Origin of the sequence: Klebsiella michiganensis (assembly GCA_000963575.1) — a bacterium.
Classification (GTDB): domain Bacteria; phylum Pseudomonadota; class Gammaproteobacteria; order Enterobacterales; family Enterobacteriaceae; genus Cedecea; species Cedecea michiganensis_A.
On the sequence record CP011077.1, the window covers coordinates 3,324,501 to 3,350,039 of the forward strand.

The window sequence follows — 25,539 nt, forward strand, 5'->3', positions numbered from 1 at the left end:
CGGGCAAGGAATGAAGATGACTAAAGCTGTACGTGCACTGATGCTGCTTTGCCTGAGCACCATTTCCCTTACGCCGCGCGCCGCAGAGATAAACGAAAGCTATTCTTTTGCCGTACTGGGCGAACCTAAGTACGCCGTCAACTTCACACAGTTTGATTACGTCAATCCCGCGGCCCCTAAAGGGGGCAATATCACACTCTCAGCGATTGGCACTTTTGATAACTTCAACCGGTTTGCCATGCGCGGTAACCCGGGCATTCGCACGGACACGCTATACGACCCGCTGTTTACCACTTCCGATGACGAGCCCGGCAGCTATTATCCTTTGATTGCCGAGATGGCTCGCTACCCGGCCAACTTTGCCTGGGCCGAAGTGTCCATTAACCCACGAGCCCGCTTTCAGGACGGCAGCCCGATTACCGCCGAGGACGTGGCGTTCACCTTCAACAAATTCATGACCGAAGGCGTGCCGCAGTTCCGACTGATTTACAAAGGCGCGTCGGTACGCGCCATTGCGCCGCTCACCGTGCGTATTGAGCTTGCTACGCCGAGTAAAGACCGGATGCTGGGCCTGTTCTCGCTCCCGGTGTTCCCGGAAAAGTTCTGGAAAGATCACAAACTGAGCGACCCACTCTCTTCTCCACCGCTTTCCAGCGGGCCGTATAAAATCACCGACTGGAAAATGGGGCAGTACATCACCTATTCGCGAGTGCGGGACTACTGGGCGGCAAATCTGCCCGTGAACCGCGGGCGCTGGAACTTTAACACCATCCGCTACGACTACTATCTCGACGATGACGTTGCTTTTGAGGCGTTCAAGGCCGGGGCATTTGATTATCGCACTGAAGTCTCAGCCAAAAACTGGGCCACGCGCTACACCGGGAAAAACTTCAGTAACCATTTTATCGTCAAAGATGAGCAGAAAAACGAATCCGCCCAGGATACCCGCTGGCTGGCGTTTAACATCCAGCGCCCCATTTTCAGCGACCGCCGGGTTAGAGAGGCCATCGGCCTGGCCTTTGATTTTGAGTGGATGAACAAGGCGCTGTTTTATGGCGCTTACAGCCGGGCCAACAGCTATTTTCAGAATACGGAATACGCCGCGCGTGGCTACCCGGATGCCGACGAGCTGATGCTGCTGGCGCCAATGAAAAAAGATCTCCCGCCGGAGGTTTTCACCTCTATCTACAATCCGCCTAAATCGGACGGCAGAGGGTTTGACCGGGAGAACCTGCTCAGGGCGCTAAACCTGCTCAAAGAAGCGGGCTGGGAGTTGAAGGACCAGAAACTGGTAAATGTGGCCACCGGCCAGCCGTTTGTATTTGAACTGCTCACCAGCACGACCGGTAACACGCAATGGATCCTTCCCTTCCAGCGCAACTTACAGCGCCTGGGCATCACCATGAATATTCGCCAGGTCGATAACTCGCAGCTTTCAAGCCGCCTGCGCAGCCGCGATTATGACATGATGCCAAGTTTATACAGCGCAATGCCTTATCCAAGCCCAAGTCTGCAAATCATTTGGGCATCGGAATACATCAATTCCAGCTATAACGCACCTGGGGTGCAAAGCCCGGTGATCGACAAGCTGATTGAGATGATTATCGCCAACCAGGGCGACAAGAAAAAACTGCTGCCGCTGGGCCGTGCCCTCGACCGAGTGCTGACCTGGAACAACTACATGCTGCCCATGTGGTATATGTCGGCCGACCGCCTGGCCTGGTGGAATAAATTCTCCCGCCCCGCCATCCATCCACTCTACAGCACCGGCTTCGACAACTGGTGGTATGACGTGAATAAAGCGGCGAAGCTGCCCGCCGATCGGCGTCAGGGGGAATAACGTGGGCGCTTACATTCTGCGGCGTTTGCTGCTTATCATTCCCACGCTGTGGGCGATAATTACCATCAACTTTTTCATCGTGCAAATTGCTCCCGGCGGGCCGGTGGATCAGGCCATTGCCGCGATACAAATGGGCCACACCAGCGGGATGCCGGGCATGAGCAACGACGCCATGGGCAGCGGCCATGCCCGCACCGGCGTAGGCGACGCCACCAGCAGCCAGTACCGCGGTGGTCGCGGCCTTGACCCGGAAGTCATTGCCGATATTGTGCACCGCTACGGGTTCGACAAACCGCTGCACGAACGCTATTTCAATATGCTAGGCGACTATTTACGTTTCGACTTCGGCAACAGCCTGTTCCGCAGTTCCTCGGTGATTAAGCTGATAAAAGACAGTCTGCCGGTCTCCATTTCCATCGGGCTGTGGAGCACGCTGATTATCTATCTGGTGTCGATCCCGCTTGGGATCCGTAAGGCGGTCAGCAATGGCAGCAGTTTTGATATCTGGAGCAGCATTTTTATTATTATCGGCTACGCCATTCCGGCATTTTTGTTTGCCATCCTGCTGATTGTGCTGTTCGCCGGCGGCACCTATCTCGACTGGTTCCCGCTTCGGGGGCTGACGTCGGCCAATTTTGATACCCTACCCTGGTACGGCAAAGTCACCGACTACCTGTGGCACATCACGCTGCCGGTGCTGGCGACGGTCATCGGCGGCTTTGCCACGTTAACAATGCTGACGAAAAACTCCTTCCTCGATGAGATTCGCAAGCAGTATGTGGTAACGGCGCGGGCCAAAGGGCTGGATGAGAAAAAAATTCTCTATCGCCATGTGTTTCGAAACGCAATGCTGCTGGTGATTGCCGGTTTCCCGGCGACGTTTATCAGCATGTTCTTCACCGGTTCACTGCTTATTGAGGTGATGTTCTCACTTAACGGGCTGGGGCTGCTGGGCTACGAAGCCACGATTTCGCGCGACTATCCGGTGATTTTTGGCACCCTTTATATTTTTAGTTTGATTGGTCTGCTGACCAACATCATCAGCGATGTCACCTACACGCTGGTCGATCCCCGTATCGATTTTGAGGGACGAGGATGAGCCGATTAAGCCCGGTAAACCAGGCGCGTTGGGCGCGCTTTCGTCAGAACCGCCGCGGCTACTGGTCGCTGTGGATCTTTGCGCTGATTTTTGTTTTGAGCATGGGGGCCGAACTGGTCGCCAACGAGCGCCCGCTGGTGGTGAGCTACGAAGGCAAGCTCTGGTTCCCGTCGCTGAAAAACTACAGCGAAAGTGATTTTGGCGGCCCGCTCGCAACCCCCGCGGACTACCAGGATCCTTGGCTGACGGAGCGCCTGAACGAAAAAGGCTGGATCCTCTGGGCACCGATACGCTTTAGCAGCAACACCATCAACTACGCCAGCAACGTACCTTTTCCTTCGCCACCCAGCGCACAAAACTGGTTTGGCACCGACGCCAACGGCAGTGATGTGCTGGCGAGGATCCTCTACGGGACGCGTATTTCCGTGCTCTTCGGCCTGCTGCTGACCTTTTTTTCCAGCATTATTGGCGTTCTGGCCGGGGCGGTACAGGGCTATTACGGCGGACGCATTGACCTGTGGGGGCAGCGGTTGATTGAAGTCTGGTCCGGCATGCCGACGCTGTTTTTGATCATCATGCTTTCCAGCGTGGTTCAGCCTAATTTTTGGTGGCTGTTGGGCATTACCGTGTTGTTTGGCTGGATGGGACTGGTGGGCGTTGTGCGGGCAGAGTTTTTGCGCACCCGAAACTTCGACTATATTCGCGCGGCGCGGGCGATGGGCGTTAGCGACTGGTCTATCATGACCCGGCATATGTTGCCCAATGCCATGGTGGCTACCCTGACCTTCCTGCCGTTCATTCTGTGCGCGTCGATAACGACCCTGACCTCACTGGATTTCCTCGGCTTTGGTCTGCCGCTCGGGTCTCCCTCTCTGGGTGAACTGGTGCTGCAGGGCAAAAACAACCTTCAGGCGCCGTGGCTGGGCATCTCCGCCTTCTTATCTCTGGCCATTTTGCTCTCCCTGTTAATTTTTATTGGCGAAGCGGTTCGTGACGCCTTTGATCCTTCTAAGGCGCGCTGACCATGACGACTCCGCTTCTCGCCATTAACCATCTTTCGATTGCCTTCCAGCAGGGAAAAACTCTGCATCAGGTGGTGGACTCAGTTTCGCTGCAGGTGGAAGCCGGTGAAACGCTGGCGCTGGTCGGTGAGTCCGGCTCAGGCAAGAGCGTGACGGCGCTTTCCGTGCTGCGCCTGCTGCCGTCACCGCCCGTGGTTTATCCCTCCGGAGAAATTCTGTTCCACGGCAAAGACCTGTTAAACGCGCCGGAAAAGACGCTCCGGGGCGTACGTGGCAACAAAATTGCGATGATCTTTCAGGAACCGATGGTGTCGCTGAACCCCTTACACACTATCGAAAAACAGCTGTATGAAGTGCTCTCCCTGCACCGGGGAATGCGACCAGAGGCCGCGCGGGCGGAAATCCTCTCCAGTCTCGATCGCGTTGGCATTCGCAACCCTGCGACCCGGCTTCAGGACTACCCTCACCTGCTGTCCGGTGGCGAACGCCAGCGCGTGATGATTGCGATGGCGCTGCTGACTCGCCCTGAATTGCTGATTGCCGATGAACCGACAACGGCGCTGGACGTTTCAGTCCAGGCGCAAATCCTGCAACTGCTGCAAGAGCTGAAGCAGGAACTGAACATGGGCCTGCTTTTTATTACCCATAACCTGAGTATTGTGAAAAAGCTGGCGGACAACGTCGCGGTCATGCGCCACGGCAAGTGCGTGGAGCAACAACCCACTCCCGGCCTGTTCATTCATCCCCGGCATCCCTATACCCAACAGCTGCTGAACGCTGAGCCGTCAGGCGAGCCAGTGCCAGTTGCAGGAGACGTTAATCCCCTGCTCAAAGTCGAGGATCTGCAGGTCGCGTTTCCTGTTCGTCGGGGGCTGCTGAAAAGAACGGTCGGACACCACTACGGGCTTAAAAATCTCAGTTTTGAGCTGCGTCCAGGAGAGAGCCTGGGGCTGGTCGGGGAGTCAGGATCGGGCAAAAGTACCACCGGGTTGGCGCTGCTGCGCTTAATTCATTCCACCGGCGCCATCTGGTTCGACGGCCAGCCGCTCCACCAGCTTAGCCGCAAGCAGCTACTGCCGCTGCGCCGCCGGGTGCAGGTGGTATTCCAGGATCCCAATTCCTCGCTGAACCCACGCCTTGATGTGCTGCAGATCGTTGAGGAAGGCCTGCGGGTGCACCATCCGTCGTTCAGCGCCGCAGAACGTAAAGCTAAAGTGATTCAGGCGCTGGAAGAGGTCGGGCTGCAGGCGGATATGCTCCACCGCTATCCGGCTGAGTTTTCCGGCGGCCAGCGCCAGCGTATCGCTATTGCCAGGGCTTTGATTTTACAGCCACAGCTAATTGTGCTGGATGAACCCACCTCTTCGCTCGACCGCTCAGTTCAGGCCCAGATTCTGGCACTGCTAAAATCCCTGCAGGAAAAACATCAGCTGGCTTATATCTTTATCAGCCATGATTTACAGGTAGTGAAAGCGCTTTGCCATCAGATGGTGGTACTGCGTCAGGGGGAAGTTGTCGAGCAGGGAGACTGCAGGCAGATATTTAGCGCCCCACAAAGCGACTACACGCGTCAGCTTCTGGCGCTAGCCTGAAATTCAGAAAGGATTATGGCTGGAAAAAGACTCGGCGATAGCGACGCCGACGTTTTTCAGGCGGCAGGTTGCGGCCAGCTCGTCCTGCAGGTTAACAAAAAGGCACGGCTCGCCTTCACACTCCACGACTGAGCTATCCACTTCGATATCGCTTAACGCCTGGCTGAGCGTATCCATGATCGGCCACGCTTTTTCCCCGTCCGGGCTAAGCAGCTTCAGGCCAATCAGGCAATCGTCGTCGTGTTGCGCATTTTGCGGAATCGGTTCAACTTTGGAGCCTGCAAAACCCGTCAGCCAGCGATAGCTCTGCGGCAGACGATGCACGATGGACAGTTGTATGGTGTTCAATTTCATTTCCCCGGAAGTTCCAATCGGCAATTTATCTCAAACTCTTTACACAAAGGTTAACACAATGTTGATAAATTGCGTTTAAACGAGCATGAAAACGGCTCACATCCAATATAGAGATTTCAAAACTAACGCTTTATTTTTGTGCTATGGCACGCGTTTCGGCGCTATATGTATCGCTTTCTGAGATCTAACTCAACCTTTTTAACTACAAAGTTGTGACTTTTTACAGTTGAGCCTTTTACATATGCGAAACATATATCCTGTATTGACCGGGATTGTAGGGGATTTTTTGGGAAGAAAACGGGCGTTTCTGAACAAAAACGCCCGCGGGTTTTCAGGCTTTCGTGTGGCGGGTTTTACTGGCGTAAAAGTAGAACAACACGGAGGCCGTCGCACAAATAGCAATAGACCAGATCATCGGCCACGCGGTGTTAAAGGTTGCCACCGAGAGAAGCGCCCCTGTTAACGCGCCGATGCCAAAGCGGAATGTCCCGGCCAGTGAAGATGCTGTGCCAGCCATATGCGGAAATTCATCCAAAATGACCGCCATCGCATTGGATGACACCAGCGACACGCAGCTGATAAACACCGCCACGCCAAGCACCATCGCCCAGAAGCCGAAGTCCAGCTGGCTGCTGACCACCAGCCACACAGCCATCGCAAACTGAATGTACAGCCCGGCACGGAACATGTTAATGGCCCCAACCCGGCGCACAAAGCGGCTGTTGATCATGGTCATGAAGAACAGGAACACAACGTTCAGCGCAAAGTAGTAACCAAAGTGCTGCGGCGAAACATGGTTTAATTCGATGTAGACAAACGGCCCGGCGCTGAGGAACGAGAACATCCCGGCAAAGCTGAAGCCGCTGGCCAGCATATAGCTAAGCACCCGCTTATGGCGGAACAGTGTGGCAAAATTACCTGCCGTGGTGCGCAGGTTAAACTTCTGCCGCATTTCAGGGGCGAGAGTTTCGTGAATAAAGAAGAAAATCATCGCCGAGGCGAGCAGCGCGGCGGCGGCCAGAATCCAGAAGATCGTGTGCCAGCTGTACCACACCAGCACCGCCCCCCCGATCATTGGCGCCACCAGCGGCGCAATGGTGGTAATCAACATCACGAAGGACATCATCCGGGAGAACTCTTCTTTCGGGTAGATATCCCGCATCAGGGCGTTGATGACCACGCTCGCCGCAGCCGCCGCAAGGCCATGCAAAAAACGCATCCAAATTAGCTGGTCGATGGTCTGTGAAAGCGCGCAGGCGATAGCCGCCAGCGCAAATACCAGCGTACCACCCAGCACCACTGGCTTACGTCCCAGGCTATCCGCCATTGGCCCGTAGAAGATCTGCCCGATGGCAAAGCCCAAAATATAGGTGCTGAGGGTCATTTGTGCGCTGCCCGCCGGGACATTAAAGCCCTGGGCTATCATCGGCAGCGCCGGTAAGTACATATCAATGGACAGCGGCATCAGCATCGCCAGCAGGCCAAGGATAACGATAATACCGACAGAAGAGTTCTGTTTACGGCTCAAAAGTGACTCCGGTGATTAGGGCATGCCAACGCTGGCAATTTCCTGTTCGGTTAACGGGCGATACTCCCCAGGCGCCAGTTCAGGATCCAGGGCGATGTCACCAATGCGCTCACGGTGCAGGCCAACAACATGATTGCCAACCGCAGCAAACATACGTTTGACCTGGTGGTAGCGGCCTTCGCTGATGGTTAAGCGGACTTCCGTCGGCGTGATGACTTCCAGTACGGCGGGTTTGGTGAGATCTTTTTCATTATGCAGTTGAACGCCTTTGGCGAAGTGTTCCGCCGTGCCTTCTTCAACCGGTGATTCCAGCGTAACCAGATAAGTTTTCTCACAGTGATGGCGCGGAGAGGTAATCCGGTGCGACCACTGGCCGTCGTCCGTCATCAGCACCAGACCGGTGGTGTCAATATCCAGGCGACCCGCGGCATGCAGCTTGTGCGCCACCGGCACGTCGAGGAAGTAAAGCACGGTCGGATGATCGGGATCGTCTGTAGAACAGACATAGCCCTGCGGCTTGTTTAGCATGAAGTAACGCGGGCCGTGCTGCTGGGTCAGAGGATTATCGTCAAACGCTACCTGATGTTCCGGCAGCAGTTTAAAGGAGGCGTCGCGCACAACTTCACCGTCAATGGTGACACGGTTAGCACGAATTTCACGGCCAGAAATAGCGCGGCTGATACCGAGCTGCTGAGAGATAAATTTATCGAGTCGCATTAGTGTATTGCCTGTTTCATGAAGGTGCCGACAAACGAGCGTGCGGCAGGGGCTGAAGCCCAAATTCAGGTGAAAATTGGTTTGCCTGATAATTAGTTTGCCAGTATAGCGACATCAAAAACTCTCTCAAGGTAAAACCGTGCTTTATGGCATAATCGTTGCAGTCATTTGATAACAAGGTTGTAAAACCGCCCTGCCATGTCTTTTACGTTACGCCCATACCAGCAAGAAGCGGTGGATGCCACCCTCAGCTACTTCCGCACGCACCCTGAACCTGCCGTCATCGTTTTACCTACCGGGGCGGGTAAAAGCCTGGTGATTGCGGAGCTGGCAAGAGTGGCTCGCGGACGCGTGCTGGTGCTGGCCCATGTGAAAGAACTTGTGGCGCAAAACCATGCGAAGTATGTCTCCCTCGGACTGGAAGCGGATATTTTCGCCGCTGGCCTGCAGCGCAAAGAAAGTCAGGGCAAAGTGGTGTTTGGCAGCGTTCAATCCGTTGCCCGCAATCTCGAACATTTTCACGGTGAATTTTCCCTGCTGATTGTCGATGAGTGCCACCGCATCGGCGACAGCGACGAAAGTCAGTATCAGCAAATCCTGGCGCATCTGCGAGGCAATAATCCCAGGCTGCGACTGCTGGGGCTGACCGCTACGCCCTTCCGCCTCGGCAAAGGCTGGATTTATCAGTTTCATTACCACGGCATGGTTCGCGGCGATGAAAAAGCGCTGTTTCGCGACTGCATTTACGAGCTGCCGCTGCGCTATATGATTAAACATGGTTACCTGACGCCACCGGAAAGGCTGGATATGCCGGTGGTGCAGTACGATTTCAGCCGTCTGCAGGCGCAGTCCAACGGGCTGTTTAGCGAGGCGGATCTTAACCGCGAGCTGAAACAACAAAAACGCATCACCCCCCACATCATCAGCCAGATAGTCGAGTTTGCCGCAGACCGGCGCGGCGTGATGATCTTTGCCGCCACGGTAGAGCACGCGAAAGAGATAACCGCCCTCCTGCCCGCCAGCGATGCGGCCCTGATTACTGCCGACACGCCAGGCTCCGTGCGCGACACGCTCATCGATGCTTTCAAAAATCAGCAGTTCCGCTTTTTGGTAAACGTTGCGGTACTGACCACCGGTTTTGACGCGCCGCACGTTGATCTGATAGCCATTCTGCGCCCTACAGAGTCCGTTAGCCTTTACCAACAAATCGTTGGCCGCGGCCTGCGACTCTCACCGGGGAAAAAAGACTGCTTGATTCTCGACTATGCCGGAAACCCGCACGACTTATTCACGCCGGAAGTGGGCAGCGCCAAAGGGAAGAGCGATAACGTGCCGGTGCAGGTTTTTTGCCCTTCCTGCGGTTTTGCCAATACGTTCTGGGGAAAAACCACGGCGGACGGCAAGGTGATTGAACACTTTGGCCGCCGCTGCCAGGGCTGGTTTGAAGACGACGATGGCCTGCGCGAGCAGTGCGACTACCGCTTCCGCTTCAAAAACTGCCCGAACTGTAATGCTGAAAATGATATCGCCGCCCGCCGCTGCCATCAGTGCGATCACGTCCTGGTGGATCCGGACGATATGCTTAAGGCTGCGCTGAAGCTGAAAGATGCGCTGGTGCTGCGCTGCAGCGGCATGACGCTACAGTCCGGCGCAGACGCAAAAGGCGACTGGTTAAAAATCACCTATTACGACGAAGATGGGGCAGACGTTAGCGAGCGCTTCCGTCTCCAGACGCCGGCCCAGCGTATGGCGTTCGAACAGCTTTTTATTCGCCCACACTCCCGGGCGCCCGGCGTGCCGTTACGCTGGATTACCGTTGCCGATGTTGTGGCTCAACAGCCGCTGCTACGCCACCCAGATTTTGTGGTAGCCCGTAAAAATGGCCAGTTCTGGAACGTGCGTGAAAAGGTTTTCGACTACCAGGGGCGCTTCCGCCGGGCCAATGAATTACGGGGTTAGCCGGTACTTTTCATTGCCGACAGAGTCAGATACGGCTATAATGCCGCCCGCTTTTGCATCCGCAAAGCAGAAAACTTTACCTGCTGCTGGGTCGCCTGTAGCAGGCTTATTTAAAGAGAAACAGTCAATGTTTACTATCAATGCAGTAGAACGTAAAGAGCATGGCAAGGGTGCGAGCCGCCGCCTGCGTGCAGCAAACAAATTCCCGGCTATCGTTTATGGTGGCGCGGAAGCTCCTGTATCCATCGAACTGGATCACGACTCCGTAATGAACCAGCAGGCTAAACCTGGTTTCTACGAAGAAGTTCTGACCCTGTCTATCGACGGTAAAGAAGTAAAAGTGAAAGTTCAGGCTGTTCAGCGTCACCCGTTCAAGCCAAAACTGACTCACATCGACTTCGTTCGCGCATAATCGCGAGTTAAGTTCGAAAAAAACCCCGCTTCGGCGGGGTTTTTTGTTATATAAGCATTCCCGACGCCACGCCTGGCCAAAAGAGACAAATTCCATGGTTGAAAAAATCCCTGCGGGTGCATCGTTGATACCCGCCGTAGAGAAGGATATCCAGGCTATCAGGACGATACAAAGCTACCACGCCCATATCTATTTCGAGACGCCTCAGCAAAGGCTGATTGCCGAGCGGATCCGGGCAGAGATTGCGCTGCGTTTTTCAGTACTTCTCGGGCGCTGGCACGATGTACCCGTTGGCCCTCATGCGCTGCCGATGTACCAGGTCGCTTTTATGCCGGAGGAGTTTGCGCGATTTGCGCCGTGGCTGATGCTGAACCGCTGTGGGTTAACCGTGCTGCTGCATCCCAACACCGGGCAGCCCAGGGCCGATCATACCGATCACGCAGTCTGGATGGGGCAAAAGCTGGAGATCCGCCATTTGCAGCGCCTGCCCGAAAGCGAAGGTCCGGAACCAGAGTACATCCCGAATACTTCCCCTACGGTTTCGCCGTAAACGTTAGCATTTTGATACGGCCCGGCTGAAAACACGGGCCGTGTTAGCAGGTTATTTGCCTGAGGTACGGCGCTGAAGCTGATCGCGCAGATTCGGCGGTGTCCCTTTAATAGTTAAGGTGTCGGTGGCCGGATCCCAGAAAATACGTTCGCCCAGCAGCATGGCGTCGAAGTTAATCGTCAGCCCGCCGCCGCTACCGGCGTATTTCGTCAGCTGGCGCAGCGTGCCGCGATCGGCCGGGAAGCTCTCTTCCAGCTCATAGCCTTTCTCAGCGGTGAACTGCTGGAAGTTTTTATCGTCTACCGCCCACGGCAGTTCATCCGCCAGAGAAGAGAGTTCTATCTCCTCCCCCGCCTGAAGCTGTTCATTGCAGTAAGCGTAAACCTGCTGTCGCGCCGCCTGGCGTTCGTTTTTGTCCAGTTGAGCTTCGTGAGTGAAGTCATCCAGCGCCTGCAGCAAACCTTTATTTTGCGCTTTGGCATTCAACCCTTCGCTGGCGCCCAGGAAGTCCATAAAGAAGTCGGCCACTTTGCGCCCTACTCTGCCCTTCAGGAAGGTCAGGTAGCGGGTAGATTCCGGGTTGGTTTCCCATTCGGTCAAATCAATACGCGCCACGATGTCCGCGTGGTTGATATCGAGGTAGTGGGTCGCGCTGATATCCAGCTCTTCGTTAACGCGCATGCTGCTCAGATTATTCAGCACCGCCACCAGCAGATATTCGACCGCCAGGTAACGATAATGGCAGAACAGCACGATACCGCCGTCGGCAAACGGGTATTTTGCCAGTTCATCGCGAAGGCGACCGGTCGCCGCACGGGTAAAGGCAAGAAAATCTTCATCGCCATTACGCTGCAGACGAAGCGCTTCAGCCAGTTCGCTCTCTTCGCTGAACAGGCCGTAAGCTTTATTTTTAGCGCTATATACGCGATGCAGTTCCGCCATCATCTCTTCGACGGCACCGTCAGTTGCCAGCAGCGAGTCGCGCAGCACGACGTCCAGCGTCTGCTCATCGCGCTTAATCAGTTGATGCAGGGCAATCTGGTTGATATCCAGACTCATGTTAAACTCTCCTTTAAGACCGGGCGGTATTCAACCACTGCCGCTACCGGGACGCAAGTCGTGATAAAAAAGCGGAAAAATCGTCCCTGCTACGGTAAGATAATGCCCTTTCCCGAATACGAATGATTTTTAATTTATGCCACAAACATCCCGCTACAGTGACGAACAAGTTGAAGCGATGCTGACCGAACTGGCAGCCGTGCTGGAAAAACACCACGCGCCTACCGATCTTTCCCTGATGGTATTGGGAAATATGGTCACCAATCTGATAAACACCGACGTGGCGTCCGCTCAGCGTCGTCCTTTGGCTCGCTCCTTTGCTGAGGCGCTTCAAGCTTCAGTGAGCGAAGATAAAGCCCACTAAGGAACTATCGTAACAAGTTATGGTGACTAACCGTCAGCGCTACCGCGAAAAAGTTTCCCAGATGGTCAGTTGGGGACACTGGTTCGCCCTGTTTAATATCCTGCTGGCCATGCTGCTGGGTAGCCGCTATCTGTTTATCGCCGACTGGCCAACGACGCTGACAGGGCGGGTTTATTCCTGGCTGAGCGTCGTTGGGCACTTCAGTTTTTTGGTATTTGCTGCCTATTTACTGCTTATATTTCCGCTGACATTTATCGTCATGTCGCAGCGCCTGCTGCGCTTCATCAGTGCGGCCCTGGCGACGGCGGGCATGACGCTGCTGCTGATAGACAGCGAAGTTTTCACGCGTTTCCACCTCCACCTGAATCCCACCGTCTGGGAACTGGTGATTAACCCCGACCAGGGGGAGATGGCCCGCGACTGGCAACTGATGTTTATCAGCGTGCCGGTTATTTTGCTTATTGAGATGCTGTTTGCGACGTGGAGCTGGCAGAAACTGCGCAGCCTTGGGCGTCGTCGGCAATACGCGCGTCCTTTAGTGATTCTGTTCTTTATCTCCTTCTTTAGCAGCCACCTGATGTACATTTGGGCGGATGCTAACTTCTATCGCCCCATTACTATGCAGCGGGCGAATCTGCCGCTTTCGTATCCGATGACGGCTCGCCGCTTCCTTGAAAAACACGGCCTGCTGGATGCCCAGGAGTATCAGCGTCGGCTGGTTGAGCAAGGCAGCCCGGAAGCGCTGTCGGTTCAGTACCCGCTGAGCAACCTGCAATTCCGTGATATGGGCCTTGGGAATAATGTCCTGCTCATTACCGTTGACGGGCTGAATGCCGGGAGCGTGAGCAAAGATATGCCGGCACTGAAGGCATTTGCCGCCGACAATATCCGCTTTACTCAGCACATGAGCTCCGGGAACAACACCGACAGCGGCATCTTCGGTCTGTTCTACGGCATCTCCCCTGCCTATATGGACGGCGTGCTTTCAAACCGCACCCCTGCCGCGCTGATTACCGGTTTAAATCAGCAGGGATATCAGCTTGGCCTGTTCGCATCCGACGGTTTTAACTCGGCAATGTACCGCCAGGCTCTGCTCTCTGATTTCTCGCTGCGTCCGGCTAAAAACCAAACTGACAGCCAGACGACCACACAGTGGATTAGCTGGCTTGAACAGTACGCTTCTGATGACAATCGTTGGTTCTCGTGGGTCGCCTTTAACGGCACCAGTATCGACGACAACGGTAACCAACAGGGCTTTGAGCAACGCTATTCCCGCGCAGCCGGTAACGTTGATGAGCAGATTAAACGCGTACTGGATGCGCTGGAAGCTGCTGGCAAACTGAAAAACACAGTCGTGATTATTACCGCAGGCCACGGTATTCCGCTCGGCGATCAGCGGGACTCTTTTGCCTGGTCACGCGCACGCATTCAGGTTCCGCTGGTGATCCACTGGCCGGGAACGCCGGCGCAGACCATCACCAAGCTCACCGATCATCAGGATGTGATGACTACCCTGATGCAGCGCCTGTTGCACGTTAAAACGGCGGCCAATGAGTATTCCCAGGGCGAAGATTTGTTTGCCGCGACGCGTCGTAATAATTGGGTAATTGGCGCAGACAATCAGACTCTGGCCGTGACAACGCCCGAGATGACGCTGGTGCTCAATAACAATGGCCACTATCGGATGTACGATCTGCAGGGCAAACGGATCAATGAAACTAAGCCGCAGCTTGATTTGCTGCTGCAGGTTCTGACCGACGAGAAGCGCTTTATCGCTAACTAATTGTTTATTTATAAGACAGTTAGCCTCAGGTTTCCTTGCAATCAACGCGGAAAAATGTACTATTATTCTCCTGCGTCGGCACGTAGCGCAGCCTGGTAGCGCACCGTCATGGGGTGTCGGGGGTCGGAGGTTCAAATCCTCTCGTGCCGACCAAATAAACATGAAAAACCAGCCTCTTACGGCTGGTTTTTTTACGCCTGAATTTTGCCAGGAGAGTCTAAAGTAAAGCCGCCGGAGTTGGCGGCTTTGTGCGGAGCCTTACAACAGGAACAGCGTAGCCAGCCCCAGGAAGATAAAGAATCCGCCGGTATCCGTTATCGCCGTGATCATCACGCTTGAACCAACGGCAGGATCTTTGCCCAGCTTGGTCATGGTCATCGGAATCACCACGCCCATCAGCGCCGCGACCAGAAGATTCAGAATCATCGCCAGCGTCATTACGCCGCCCATCGCCGCGTCGTTATACAACAGCCAGGTGATCCCTCCCATCACACCGCCCCAGACCAGCCCGTTGATCAACGCCACACCAAGCTCACGCAGCATCAGGAAGGATATGTTACCCGCCTGAATATGCTGCAGCGCCAGCGCACGGACAATCATCGTGATCGTCTGGTTACCGGTGTTACCGCCAATGCCCGCCACGATGGGCATCAGCGATGCCAGAGCCACCAGTTGAGAAATAGTATGTTCAAATAATCCAATAACGCGCGAGGCCACGAAAGCCGTACAGAGGTTAATGGCAAGCCAGGCCCAGCGGGTACGTACGGCTTTGCTGACTGGCGCGAATACGTCCTCTTCAGTACTCAGGCCCCCCATACGACGCAGATCGTTATCGGTTTCCTCGTACACCACATCGACAATTTCATCGACGGTTAAGCGCCCCATCAGCTTACCGGTACTGTCAATCACAGCGGCGCTGATCAAGTCATCACGTTCAAAGGTACGCGCCGCTTGTTCGTCATGATCTTCCGGCGCAAAGCAGGTGGGGTTGTCGTCCATCACCTTCAGCACCGGCGTCTGCGGGGAATGCAGTAGAATCGCCGTGAGATCCAGCTCGCCCAGCAGCGTTTTATCCCGGCTGGTGACAAACAGTTTATCGGTGTTCTGCGGCACTTTGCCGCGAATACGAAGATAACGCTGCACAACGGCAAGAGTGACGACCGGGCGCACGGTGATCACTTCAAAATCCATGATCGCACCAACGCTGTGCTTGTCATAATGCAGGATCTGGCGAACTTGCGTCCGCTCATTCTGCGGCAGCGTCGCCAGCAGGCGCCCTACCAGGTCTCGGGGCAGGTACTGTGCCAGGTAGATCTGATCGTCAATATCCAGCGGGCGCAGCGCGTTGAGCAGCGCTTTGTCGCTCATATCCTCAATCAGGTCATCCCAGACAGTCTCTGAAGCCTCAACCAGCACGCTACCGCGTCGGTCTTCGGTGACGAGGCTCCATAGCGCCAAACGCTCTTCCGTTGGCAAGGCTTCCAGGACATCGGCGAGATCCGGCGCGGGCAGTCGCCCAACCAGCGTCACTATCTCGGCGATATCCTGCTCGGCGCTTTGCGTTTCCGCGAAAGGCTCTTTGGCCAGAATACCGCTGGCGACGGCTTTGTTGGTCAACAGAATCTGCAGGATGCGTGCCCGATCCTGGTCACGCTCTTTGGTGCTGTACTTCTGAATGGCGGTCATAAATAAGCAGTTCCCTGGAAATGACGAGTTAGTTTATAGCCTGACGGGATGAAGAAAACAAAAAACCAGCCTTAATTGGCTGGTTTTTTTACTTTGTTTAGGCGGCACTGACTTAATGACCCGTTCGTGCCACAGCATCGCGCGAGGCTTGCACCCGCTCATCGCCGGTCAACTCGCTAAGCTTGCCTTGTCGCATTTCCAAAAGCCGGTCAGCGTGAATAAAGTAGTGGTCGTCGTGGCTGATGGCAAATACCGTCTTCCCCATTTGCTGCATTAACGGCAGCAACACCTGGTAGAACTCGCGGCGGAAATGAGGGTCCTGGTCTGCGGCCCATTCGTCCAGCAGAATGATATCGCGCTCTTCCGCTATCGCCAGCAACAGGGCTACGCGCTTGCGCTGCCCCTTCGAAAGCTTGAGGTTGAGAATGGTACCGTTGTCCAGCTCCAGCTTACTGCTCATTTTCAGACGATCGAGCCAGCTATTGATCAGCTCAGGATTAGCCGGTTTGCCCTGTGGCCCTAACAGACGATCGAACAGCCAGACATCGGTGAACACCGCGGAAAACAGCTTGCGATAGTCATCCTGCACCTGCGTCTCTATGCGTTGACCATCAAGATAAATCGCCCCGCTGACGGGCTGATACAGCCCCGTCAGCAGCATGGCCAGAGTGGATTTTCCGCTGCCGTTACCGCCAATCAGAAACAGCAGCTCCCCGCGCTTGATAGTGAGGTTCAGCGGGCCAACGCTGAAGATATTATCCCCGTACTGAAACACCACGTCGCGCATTTCAAGCTGCTGCCAGTTTCCCGCAGCCGTCGAACGGGGAAATGCGGCTTCGTAAGGGGCAAGCTGAAACTTGTTCAGTTTATTGAAGGCAACCTGGGCGCTTAACAACGTCGGTAACGCCCCCACGGCGGAAAGGAGCGGCGTGCGCAGGAATAGCAGCGTTAAAGAAAACGTTGCCGCCACGTTGGTATCCGACCAGCCCAGGCTGTTGGCCATATAGAACACCAGGCCAATCGCGCCCAGCATCATGATGTTTGACCAGTTTACGGCGCTGAGGTGATAAGTATCTGCGCGGATAATATTGTTTCGATAGTCGGCGGCGTGAGGCGTGTAGGTGTCTTCGTAAATTCGCTCCGCACGTTCGCGGTTCAGGGCAAGTTCCTTGCGCCCTTCGATAACGGTTTGATAATCGTGGTAGAGCTTGTCTTCGATTTCACGAAGCTGGGCCATATGCTTGTATACCCGCGCCACCAGCAGATAACCGCCCACAATGGTGATCACCAGCCATACTGTGGTCACGCCCAGCATTTTGGGCGACAGCCAGGCGAGATAAGCCGCAGAGCCAATAGCCAGAATAATCCCCTGCACTAGCTCCGGCAGACGCACGAAGGCAATCGTAATATTGCGCACGTCGCTGGTTAAGCCGGCCAGCAGTGCCGAGCTCCCCAACTGCTCTACTCGCTCAACGTCGGTGTCCATCAGGCGTTTGATAAACTCGCTGCGCAGGCGAAAAACAAAATGGTGCCCGAGAGTGGTAAGTGCCAACTGTGAGCCAAGCGTCACCGCCATCAATAACAGGAGCAACCCCAGAAACTCTGGCAAAACCGCCAGGGTAAGGTCGGGGGTTTCAATCAGACGCTGGTTAATGAACGCGATCAGGCCGATGCCCAGCGCCGCACTTGCCAGGCTTAACGCCATGACCATAAGAAAAGGCCAGCGGTACTGGCGATAAACCACACGAAGTAGCTCCATTATTCCCTACCTGCAAAATAAAACAGCGAGCAGTTTAAACGGCTCGCCGCCCACATCAAGAATAATTCTTATTTTTATTTACCTTACGAGGCACGGCGAAAGGTCAGGTTGTAGCGGAATTGATCGGTGAGAGGATGGAAACCGGGTTTGAGAGGCAGAATGCCGTGATAAAAAAGCCGTGACGCGCCCCCCCATACCACAACGTCACCATGCTCCAGCATGACCCGCAGTAAGGGATCTCCGCGCTGCAGGCCGCCAAACTGAAAAATTGCCGGTAAACCCAGCGAGACAGAAACAATGGGCTGGTGCAGATTCGGCTCATCCTTATCCTGGTGCAGAGAGAGCTTTGTGCCTGCGGCGTAGCGGTTGATCAGGCAGGCGTCAGGTTCAAAATCCTGGTAACCCGCCGCCATTGAGGCCCGATGACAAATGGACTGAAATACCTCAGGAATCAGCGGCCAGCGCTGCCCGGTCAGCGGATCCTGAGGCGAGTAGAGGTAACCATGCTGGTTGGTGCTCCAGCCTAACGCCCCGCAGTTGGTCATTGCCACCGACATGGTGTGCCCGCCGGGCGTCACCATATGGCGGAAAGGCGCCTGCTGAGAAACCTGCAGAACACCTGCCATCAGCGCGGCGGCCTCCTCCCGCGCAAAGCGCCGCAGGATAGTCGCCCCGGCAGCAAGCGGCTCCTCCCATGGGGCGTCATCAGCAAACAAATCCAGCATTATTCTTCCAGCCTTCTCGTTTCATTTTCCAGCAGCTGACGCTTACGCTCTACGCCCCAGCGATAGCCGGACAGTCCCCCATCGCTGCGGATCACCCGGTGACAGGGAATAGCGACCGCAAGCGTGTTGGCCGCGCAGGCACCGGCCACGGCACGCACGGCGGCGGGCTTGCCGATACGTGCTGCCAGTTCGCTATAGCTAACAGTAGACCCAGGCGGAACGGCTCGTAACGCCTGCCACACCTGTTGCTGAAATGCCGTCCCGCGAATATCCAGCGGCAGCGCAAATTCTGCCGAGGGCGCTTCGATAAAGCTAATCACCAGCGCCACGCGCGAGGCAAAGGCCTCATCTCCCGGCGTAAGATGTGAAGAGGGAAACTCAGTTTCCAGCTCCCCAATGAGGGTTTCGGCGTTCTCACCCAATAAAATCGCGCAAATACCGCGCTCGCTTTCCGCCACCAAAAACTCACCTAGCTGGCAGGTACCGACCACAAATTGCACATGAGCCCGAGCCCCACCTTTACGGTACTGGCTTGCCGTCATGCCCAAAGCCGCATCGGCCTGGTGGTAATACGCGCTCCCTGACTGAAAACCCGCATCTAAAATGGCGTTTGTTACCCCTTTCCCCTGCGAGAGCCCCTGACGCAACCGGCGGGCGCGGTGCGCTTTTTGCCATTCGTTTGGCGTCAGGCCCGTCACACTTTTAAAGAGTCGATGGAAGTGAAAGCTGCTCATGGCAACCCGCCCGGCTAGTTCATCGAGTGTGAGGGGGGTCTCACTGGCTTCAATAATCCGGCAAGCCTCTTCAATGCGCGCCACTCGCTGAAGCTCGGGGGCAAGCTTGTCCGGCTGGCAACGCTTGCAGGAGCGAAACCCCGCCGCAAGCGCCTCTTCAGGCGTGCCGTAGAAGGCCGTATTTTCACGTAGCGGGCGGCGGGCGCTGCAGGAGGGCCGGCAGAAAATACCGGTTGTTTTGACGGCAAACACGAATTGCCCGTCAGCCTGTGCATCGCGCTGCTCCACCGCCTGCCAGCGCTGCTGCTCTGTGATATACCCGTTAGTCTGTTTCATCATCACAACCTCATGCTTAACTTAACGATACCATCATGGCAGCCGGGGCAGGATGAAAAACTCGGGTTCTTGCTTTTTAATTTTTTTCGTCAAGCAGGAAGGTTTTGAACTGCGGCGACATCCAGCTTCGGAAGCCGTCCCCTTCTTTGCTGATAAGGTAAACGGCCAGGCCTTCTTTCTCAGCAACCTGTTTGGCCTTTTCTTCCCCCAGAACCATCAGCCCGGTGTCCCAGCCATCTGCTTCCATCGCCGTGGGCGCGATAACGGTGGCGGAAACTAACTTGTGCTCGATAGGCCGCCCGGTCTGCGGGTTAATAATGTGGGAAATACGCTTGCCGTCCAGCTCGTAATAGTTGCGGTAACTGCCTGAAGTGCTGATGCCGTGGCCGTTGACATCAACCATCGCCTGCACGGCATTTTCGCGGTCGGTGGGTTTCTGAATAGCCACGCGCCAGGCTTTCCCCGCCGGATTAGTGCCGCGAGTGGTAACAGCCCCACCGACAGAAACGAGATAGCGGCTAATGCCATTTTGCTCCATCAGGCGCGCGAGATGATCGGCGGCGTAACCTTCACCGATCGTGGACAAGTCAACATACAACCCGGGCAGATCCTTTTGTAACCACTGCTTGCCGGCAGCATTGACCACCTTGAGGTGCTGCAAGCCGGTTAAGGCTTTTGCCGCATCGATTTGCGCCTGATTGGGCGTGTGCAGCGGCTGTTTATCTGGCCCGAAGCCCCACAGGTTGACCAACGGCCCGACAGTAATATCCATCGCCCCGTTGGTTTTCGCGCCAATGCGCAGTGACATAGTGACAATATCACTCATCGCCTCACTCACCGGATACGGCTCAGTACTGGTGGACTGGTTAAACAGGGAAAGCGCCGAGTCTTTTTTCCAGGTCGACATCAGTCGATCGTCGGCATCGAGCTGGTTCTGAATTTTTTTCTGCAAAGAGGCTTTCTGCGCATCATCGACATCAGCCAGGCTCACGCGCCAGTAAGTCCCCATGGTTTTACCTTCGAGCACCAGGGCCTTTGTGGCGTCAGGTTGTGCGTTATCACAAGCTGACAGAGCAAAAAGAGCTACGGCGAGCCAGCCGTGACGAATAATGCGTGAATCCATGGTGTCATTCTCCAGTTTTGGGAGACTCAGGGTACAGCAAATACGTCATGAAGGGGCGGTCAGCGGCGGGTCATTGAGGTTTGAGACATAAAAAAGCGCCCTGCGGCGCCTTTAGTGGTTGCTGACAAAGAGGGAAAAGCGTGGTTTTTCTCTCTGTGTGGTTATCAGCTGAAAATCAATGAATTGATTTTCCCGTTTTTTAACGGGCAATTGGGTATTTTTCTGTCACCAGATAGCCTGAGATAGAAAAAAGGCGCCTTGCGGCGCCTTTATCTGCTTTAACAGAATTAGAACTGGTAAACCAGGCCTACACCCACAATGTCATCGGTACCGATGCCCGCTGCCTGAGTGAAGGTATTTTTGTCCAGCAGGTTGATTTTGTAGTCAACGTAGGTGGACATGTTTTTGTTGAAGTAGTAAGTCGCACCCACATCAACATATTTCAGCAGATCCTGGTCGCCGTAGCCGTTTTCCAGGTCTTTGCCTTTAGACTGCAGGTAAGCCACGGATGGACGCAGACCAAAGTCGAACTGGTACTGAGCTACAACTTCGAAGTTCTGTGCTTTGTTAGCAAAGCCCAGGCTGCCAGCGCGAGTTGCGTTGTAGGTCTGGGTGTACTGGGTTGCCAGATAGATGTTGTTCGCGTCGTATTTCAGGCCGCCGGTGTAGGTGGTTGCATCGTCACCGTGACCCAGCACGCCAGCAGCGTTCTGATCGGTAGTACGCTTAGAGCTGGAAATTGCTGAACCCAGGCTGAAACCTTCACCCAGTGCATAGGTCAGAGAACCGCCGAAACCGTCACCATTTTGACGCAACAGGCCGCGGCCATTGTTGGTTTGACCTTCACCGCTGGCGCTGCCGTTTTTACCCTGATACTGCAGAGCAAAGTTCAGGCCATCAACCAGACCGAAGAAGTCGGTGTTACGGTAGGTTGCAACGCCGTTTGCACGAGACTGCATGAAGTTGTCAGAACCGTAGGTATCGCCACCGAATTCTGGCAGAACGTCGGTCCAGGAAGTTACATCGTAAACAACGCCGTAGTTACGACCGTAGTCGAAAGAACCAGCCTGACCAAACTTCAGACCAGCGAAGCCCAGACGAGTCCAGGACTGATTGCTGGAGTTTTCAGTGTTGTTCGCCTGTACGTTGTATTCCCACTGACCGTAGCCGGTCAGCTGGTCGTTGATCTGAGTTTCACCTTTGAAGCCGAAACGAACGTAGGTCTGGTCGCCGTCAGCGCTTTTATCATTGGAGAAATAGTGCAGACCATCAACTTTACCGTACAGGTCCAATTTATTGCCGTCTTTGTTGTAAATTTCGGCTGCATTTGCAGCGCCTGCTACCAGCAGAGCCGGTACCAGAAGGGATAGTGCTTTAACTTTCATCTTATTAACCCTCTGTTATATGCCTTATTTTATTTACCACTGCTTGCTGATTAACCCTCTAATCAGTCGGCAAATTCATTGTCCAAAACAAATACAGAATAATCCAATAAGAATATGATACTAAAACTATATAGATGTTTCATTTATCGACATAGATGTATCAAAATGTAAATATGAGGGAACTTTTTTTAGCACGAATAGCTAAAAATATAAGCATCAATAATCAAAAAATAATAACAATCAATAAAAATCAATTACTTACAAGCAAAACAAAAAAGTAGCACTGAATGATAATTTTTTTCTTAATTTAGACGATAAAATCATACTCGCTATCATCATTAACTTTATTTATTACCGTCATTCGAATCTGAATGTCCGTTTACCCCTATTAGCACCGGATGCTTGCATCCGGTTTTTTTTTGCCTTTCTTTACACAACTTTAATATTCCTGTGCTACCGATACAATTTGTAATGCCTGTTAATTAATCAATCTTCTTTTTTTCTCCATATTTCATGGCGAATGCGGATTTTTCTTAAAGAAATATATTTATCGCAGCTAACATGTCAGAAATCAATATTTGTACAAATCCTCTTCAACTGTACAAATTGCCCGCAAGACTTAACGCAAATCCTTATTTAAGGATTTTTCCTAATAATCAGTCACCTGAAAAAAATCTGAGAACCCCCTATACTGCGTCAGATTGCTGACGGCACCGCCATATAGAGGTATTCTTAGCATCTGCAAGCGCTAAAACGCTAAGGCGAAACGGCTCACTAAAACAGTTGAGCTATCTATCATCCAGGATTGGCGAGGCTTCGCCGGGTTGCATACATACAATGAGCCAGTCTGAAAATACATCGCTAAATAAGTTCTCACTGTTCCCCGGCAACATTACCCGCTTCTTTCTGCTGCTGATCATTGTCCTGCTTGTTTCGATGGGCGTCCTGGTACAAAGCGCCGTCAATGCCTGGCTAAAGGATAAAAGCTACCAGATTGTCGACATCACCCATGCTCTGCATAAGCGGGTAGAAACCTACCGTTACGCCACATGGCAAATCTACGACAACATCGCGACAGCCCCGGCAGCCTCGGGTGAAAACCTGCAGGAAACTCGTCTGCGCCAGGACGTCTATTACCTCGACAAACCGCGCAGCAAAACCGAAGCGCTAATTTTTGGCTCCCATGACAGTTCTACGCTGGAAATGACGCAGCGGATATCCGGCTATCTGGACACGCTGTGGGGGGCCGAAAGTAGCCCATGGTCGATGTACTATCTCAATGGCCAGGACAACAGCATGATTCTGGTCTCAACGCTGCCGCTCAAAGATCTTTCTTCCGGGTTTAAAGATTCCGGCGTTGGTACTATCGTGGATTCTCGCCGTGCAGAGATGTTGCAGCAGGCGAATGCCCTCGACGAACGGGAAAGTTTCTCACCTCTGCGCAAGCTTAACTGGCAAAACGGCCATTATTTCACGCTGAGAACCACGTTTAACCAGCCAGGGCATCTGGCAACCGTGGTCGCATTCGATCTGCCGATTAACGATCTCATCCCGCCGACCATGTCACTGGACAGCTTCCAACTGGATCCTGACGAGCACCAGCGGGCAACAGCGGCGACGGCAGCGGATAAGGACGATCCGGACAGCGTCAGCATTAATTTTAACAGCGCTCGTATTGAAATCACCGCGCCAGTAGCAACAACGCAGCTCCAGTTGGTGTGGCAAGTGCCGTTTGGGACGCTGATGATGGACACGCTGCAAAATATTCTGCTGCCGCTGCTGCTGAATATAGCGCTGCTCGGATTGGCCGTTTTTGGCTTTGCTACCTTCCGCCAGCAGCCCCAGCGCCAGGCCGAAAGCAATCCGGGGAATGGCGAGCTGCAAATACTGCGGGCGCTGAATGAAGAGATTGTCGCGATCCTTCCCCTTGGGCTGCTGGTACATGACCTCGACGCTAACCGTACCGTGATAAGCAATAAAATTGCCGATCACCTGCTCCCCCACCTGAATTTGCAAAACATTATTTCGATGGCGGATCAGCACCAGGGGGTCATCCAGGCCACGGTCAACAACGAGCTGTATGAGATTCGTCAGTTCCGCAGCCAGATAGCCCCGCGCACGCAGATTTTTGTTATCCGGGACCAGGATCGTGAAATTCTGGTGAACAAGAAGCTCAAACAGGCTCAGCGCCTTTATGAGAAAAACCAGCAAGGCCGGGCTGCCTTTATGCAGCATATTGGCGAAGCTCTGCAGCTTCCGGTGAAGCAACTGGCGGAACATGCCGCAGAAATTCACGACAGCAAACATCTGCAGCTGGCGAACGACGCCCAAACCATTGTCCGGTTGGTCGATGAGATCCAGCTCCTCAATATGCTGGAAACCGACAGCTGGAAAACCAGCGCCAGCGAGTTTTCTATTCAGTCCCTGATTGATGAAGTTGCCCTGTCGATGCTGCCGATTATCAAACGTAAAGGGTTACAGCTGCTCATCAATAACAATCTGCCGGCCGATGAAAAACGTCACGGCGACAAAGACGTCCTGCGTAAGATCCTCGAACTGCTGCTGCACTATTCCGTGACCACTACGCAAATTGGCAAGATCACGCTTGATATTAGTGAGGAAGAGGCGGGGCCAGATCGCTTACTGTTCCGCGTGCTGGATACCGGCAACGGCATTGGTGGCGGTGAAATCGATAATCTGCATTTCCCGTTCCTCAACGAAACCAGCGAAGACCGCTATGGACAGGCCAACGGGCTGGCATTCTATCTCTGCGATCGCCTTGCGCGTAAGCTTGGCGGGCACCTGAACATCAAAACGCGCCCGGACATTGGCACACGCTATAATTTACACATCAGAATGACCGCTGAGCCGCAGGCAGACTCGCAGGACGAGAAGCTGCTGGATGACGTTGTGGCCATGCTGGATATCACCTCCAACGAGGTGCGGACGATTGTGACCCGCATGCTGGAAAACTGGGGCGCGAACTGCATTTCCCCGGACGAAAGACTCGCGAGTCAAGACTTTGATATCTTCCTCACTGATAATCCGTCTAATCTTACTGCTTCGGGCTTGCTTTTAAGCGATGATGAAAACGGGATGCGGAAGATTGCACCTGGCCAGTTCCGGGTAAACTTTAATATCAGCAACGCGATGCAGGACGCCGTCCTGCAGCTGATTGAAAACCAGCTGGCGGAAGAAGACACACCTGATTCGCCTCTGGGCGGCGACGAAAACGCTCAGCTGCACGCCAGCGGTTATTACGCGCTGTTTGTCGACACGGTACCGGAAGATGTCACCAGACTGTATACTGAATCTGCAGCGGGCGACTTTGCCGCTTTGGCTCAGACTGCGCACCGCCTGAAGGGCGTGTTTGCGATGCTGAATCTGGTGCCCGGCAAACAGTTATGTGAAACGTTGGAGCATCACATTCGTGAAAGTGATGCTTCAAACATACAAAAATATATCAGCGACATTGATGCTTACGTCAAAAGTCTGCTGTAGCAAGGTAGCCT

The 25,539-nt window shown here is 54.2% G+C and carries 20 protein-coding genes and 1 tRNA gene; 11 read left to right on the forward strand and 10 right to left on the reverse strand.

Translation table 11 applies throughout. The features are described 5' to 3' along the window. Positions 1-16 precede the first annotated feature (16 nt). From VW41_15335 to VW41_15350, 4 genes are read left to right on the forward strand one after another with little or no spacing between them, the layout of a single operon-like run. Positions 17-1,840 (forward strand): antibiotic ABC transporter substrate-binding protein, encoded by a 1,824-nt coding sequence (locus tag VW41_15335; protein ID AJZ90293.1) that lies wholly within the window; start codon positions 17-19, stop codon positions 1,838-1,840. Position 1,841: 1 nt separating this feature from the next. Beyond that, on the forward strand, positions 1,842-2,939 hold the full coding sequence (locus VW41_15340) for a microcin ABC transporter permease (protein AJZ90294.1): 1,098 nt from the start codon (positions 1,842-1,844) through the stop codon (positions 2,937-2,939). Then, positions 2,936-3,961, forward strand: coding sequence for a microcin ABC transporter permease (locus tag VW41_15345; protein ID AJZ90295.1), 1,026 nt, complete (start codon positions 2,936-2,938; stop codon positions 3,959-3,961). Before VW41_15340 ends, VW41_15345 begins: the two co-directional genes overlap by 4 nt. 2 nt (positions 3,962-3,963) lie before the next feature. Beyond that, positions 3,964-5,553 carry a microcin ABC transporter ATP-binding protein gene (locus VW41_15350; protein ID AJZ90296.1) on the forward strand — a complete coding sequence of 530 codons (1,590 nt, stop codon included), beginning with the start codon at positions 3,964-3,966 and terminating at the stop codon, positions 5,551-5,553. Between the two features lie 3 nt (positions 5,554-5,556). Here the strand turns inward: VW41_15350 and VW41_15355 are convergent, their stop codons facing one another. The 3 genes from VW41_15355 to VW41_15365 all read right to left on the reverse strand — a co-directional run bounded on the left by VW41_15355 (position 5,557) and on the right by VW41_15365 (position 8,152). Further along, on the reverse strand, positions 5,557-5,901 hold the full coding sequence (locus VW41_15355; GenBank protein ID AJZ91998.1) for a hypothetical protein: 345 nt from the start codon (positions 5,899-5,901) through the stop codon (positions 5,557-5,559). 337 nt (positions 5,902-6,238) lie between these two features. Beyond that, positions 6,239-7,435: a bicyclomycin/multidrug efflux system gene (locus tag VW41_15360; protein ID AJZ90297.1), complete on the reverse strand. Its 1,197-nt coding sequence runs from the start codon at positions 7,433-7,435 to the stop codon at positions 6,239-6,241. A gap of 15 nt (positions 7,436-7,450) precedes the next feature. Then, the gene (locus VW41_15365) at positions 7,451-8,152 is read right to left on the reverse strand and encodes a 16S rRNA pseudouridylate synthase (GenBank protein ID AJZ90298.1); all 702 of its coding nucleotides are present in this window, start codon (positions 8,150-8,152) and stop codon (positions 7,451-7,453) included. Between the two features lie 198 nt (positions 8,153-8,350). Between VW41_15365 and VW41_15370 the strand changes: the two genes are divergently transcribed. The 3 genes from VW41_15370 (at position 8,351) to VW41_15380 (ending at position 11,073) form a co-directional block, all read left to right on the forward strand. Continuing rightward, complete coding sequence (locus VW41_15370) at positions 8,351-10,111, forward strand: hypothetical protein (GenBank protein AJZ90299.1); 1,761 nt, start codon at positions 8,351-8,353, stop codon at positions 10,109-10,111. 127 nt (positions 10,112-10,238) lie between these two features. Beyond that, positions 10,239-10,523, forward strand: a complete 285-nt coding sequence (locus VW41_15375; GenBank protein AJZ90300.1) for a 50S ribosomal protein L25 — start codon at positions 10,239-10,241, stop codon at positions 10,521-10,523. A 94-nt stretch (positions 10,524-10,617) separates the two neighbouring features. Further along, positions 10,618-11,073 carry a dioxygenase gene (locus tag VW41_15380; protein ID AJZ90301.1) on the forward strand — a complete coding sequence of 152 codons (456 nt, stop codon included), beginning with the start codon at positions 10,618-10,620 and terminating at the stop codon, positions 11,071-11,073. A 51-nt stretch (positions 11,074-11,124) separates the two neighbouring features. On the opposite strand, the gene VW41_15385 is transcribed toward VW41_15380, so the two are convergent. Next, positions 11,125-12,132, reverse strand: a complete 1,008-nt coding sequence (locus tag VW41_15385; protein ID AJZ90302.1) for a nucleoid-associated protein NdpA — start codon at positions 12,130-12,132, stop codon at positions 11,125-11,127. A gap of 136 nt (positions 12,133-12,268) precedes the next feature. Here VW41_15385 and VW41_15390 point away from each other — a divergent pair, with 136 nt between their 5' ends. From VW41_15390 to VW41_15400, 3 genes are all read left to right on the forward strand, one after another. Then, positions 12,269-12,496 (forward strand): hypothetical protein, encoded by a 228-nt coding sequence (locus VW41_15390; GenBank protein AJZ90303.1) that lies wholly within the window; start codon positions 12,269-12,271, stop codon positions 12,494-12,496. Between the two features lie 19 nt (positions 12,497-12,515). Beyond that, a complete protein-coding gene (locus VW41_15395) occupies positions 12,516-14,279 on the forward strand; it encodes a membrane protein (GenBank protein AJZ90304.1) in 1,764 nt (587 codons plus the stop codon). A 76-nt stretch (positions 14,280-14,355) separates the two neighbouring features. After that, positions 14,356-14,432, forward strand: a tRNA-Pro gene (locus VW41_15400). A gap of 105 nt (positions 14,433-14,537) precedes the next feature. On the opposite strand, the gene VW41_15405 is transcribed toward VW41_15400, so the two are convergent. The 6 genes from VW41_15405 to VW41_15430 all read right to left on the reverse strand — a co-directional run bounded on the left by VW41_15405 (position 14,538) and on the right by VW41_15430 (position 22,027). Further along, positions 14,538-15,965, reverse strand: coding sequence for a dihydroorotate dehydrogenase (locus VW41_15405; protein ID AJZ90305.1), 1,428 nt, complete (start codon positions 15,963-15,965; stop codon positions 14,538-14,540). Positions 15,966-16,077: 112 nt separating this feature from the next. Continuing rightward, positions 16,078-17,724: a multidrug transporter membrane component/ATP-binding component gene (locus tag VW41_15410; protein ID AJZ90306.1), complete on the reverse strand. Its 1,647-nt coding sequence runs from the start codon at positions 17,722-17,724 to the stop codon at positions 16,078-16,080. An 83-nt stretch (positions 17,725-17,807) separates the two neighbouring features. Continuing rightward, positions 17,808-18,449, reverse strand: a complete 642-nt coding sequence (locus tag VW41_15415) for an alpha-ketoglutarate-dependent dioxygenase (protein ID AJZ90307.1) — start codon at positions 18,447-18,449, stop codon at positions 17,808-17,810. After that, complete coding sequence (locus tag VW41_15420; protein AJZ91999.1) at positions 18,449-19,519, reverse strand: 6-O-methylguanine DNA methyltransferase; 1,071 nt, start codon at positions 19,517-19,519, stop codon at positions 18,449-18,451. Before VW41_15420 ends, VW41_15415 begins: the two co-directional genes overlap by 1 nt. Positions 19,520-19,595: 76 nt before the next feature. Beyond that, on the reverse strand, positions 19,596-20,642 hold the full coding sequence (locus tag VW41_15425) for a thiamine biosynthesis protein ApbE (GenBank protein ID AJZ90308.1): 1,047 nt from the start codon (positions 20,640-20,642) through the stop codon (positions 19,596-19,598). 287 nt (positions 20,643-20,929) lie between these two features. Beyond that, positions 20,930-22,027, reverse strand: coding sequence for a membrane protein (locus VW41_15430; GenBank protein AJZ90309.1), 1,098 nt, complete (start codon positions 22,025-22,027; stop codon positions 20,930-20,932). Positions 22,028-22,864: 837 nt separating this feature from the next. Here VW41_15430 and VW41_15435 point away from each other — a divergent pair. Continuing rightward, the gene (locus tag VW41_15435; protein ID AJZ90310.1) at positions 22,865-25,528 is read left to right on the forward strand and encodes a phosphotransfer intermediate protein in two-component regulatory system with RcsBC; all 2,664 of its coding nucleotides are present in this window, start codon (positions 22,865-22,867) and stop codon (positions 25,526-25,528) included. The last annotated feature ends 11 nt before the right edge of the window (positions 25,529-25,539 follow it).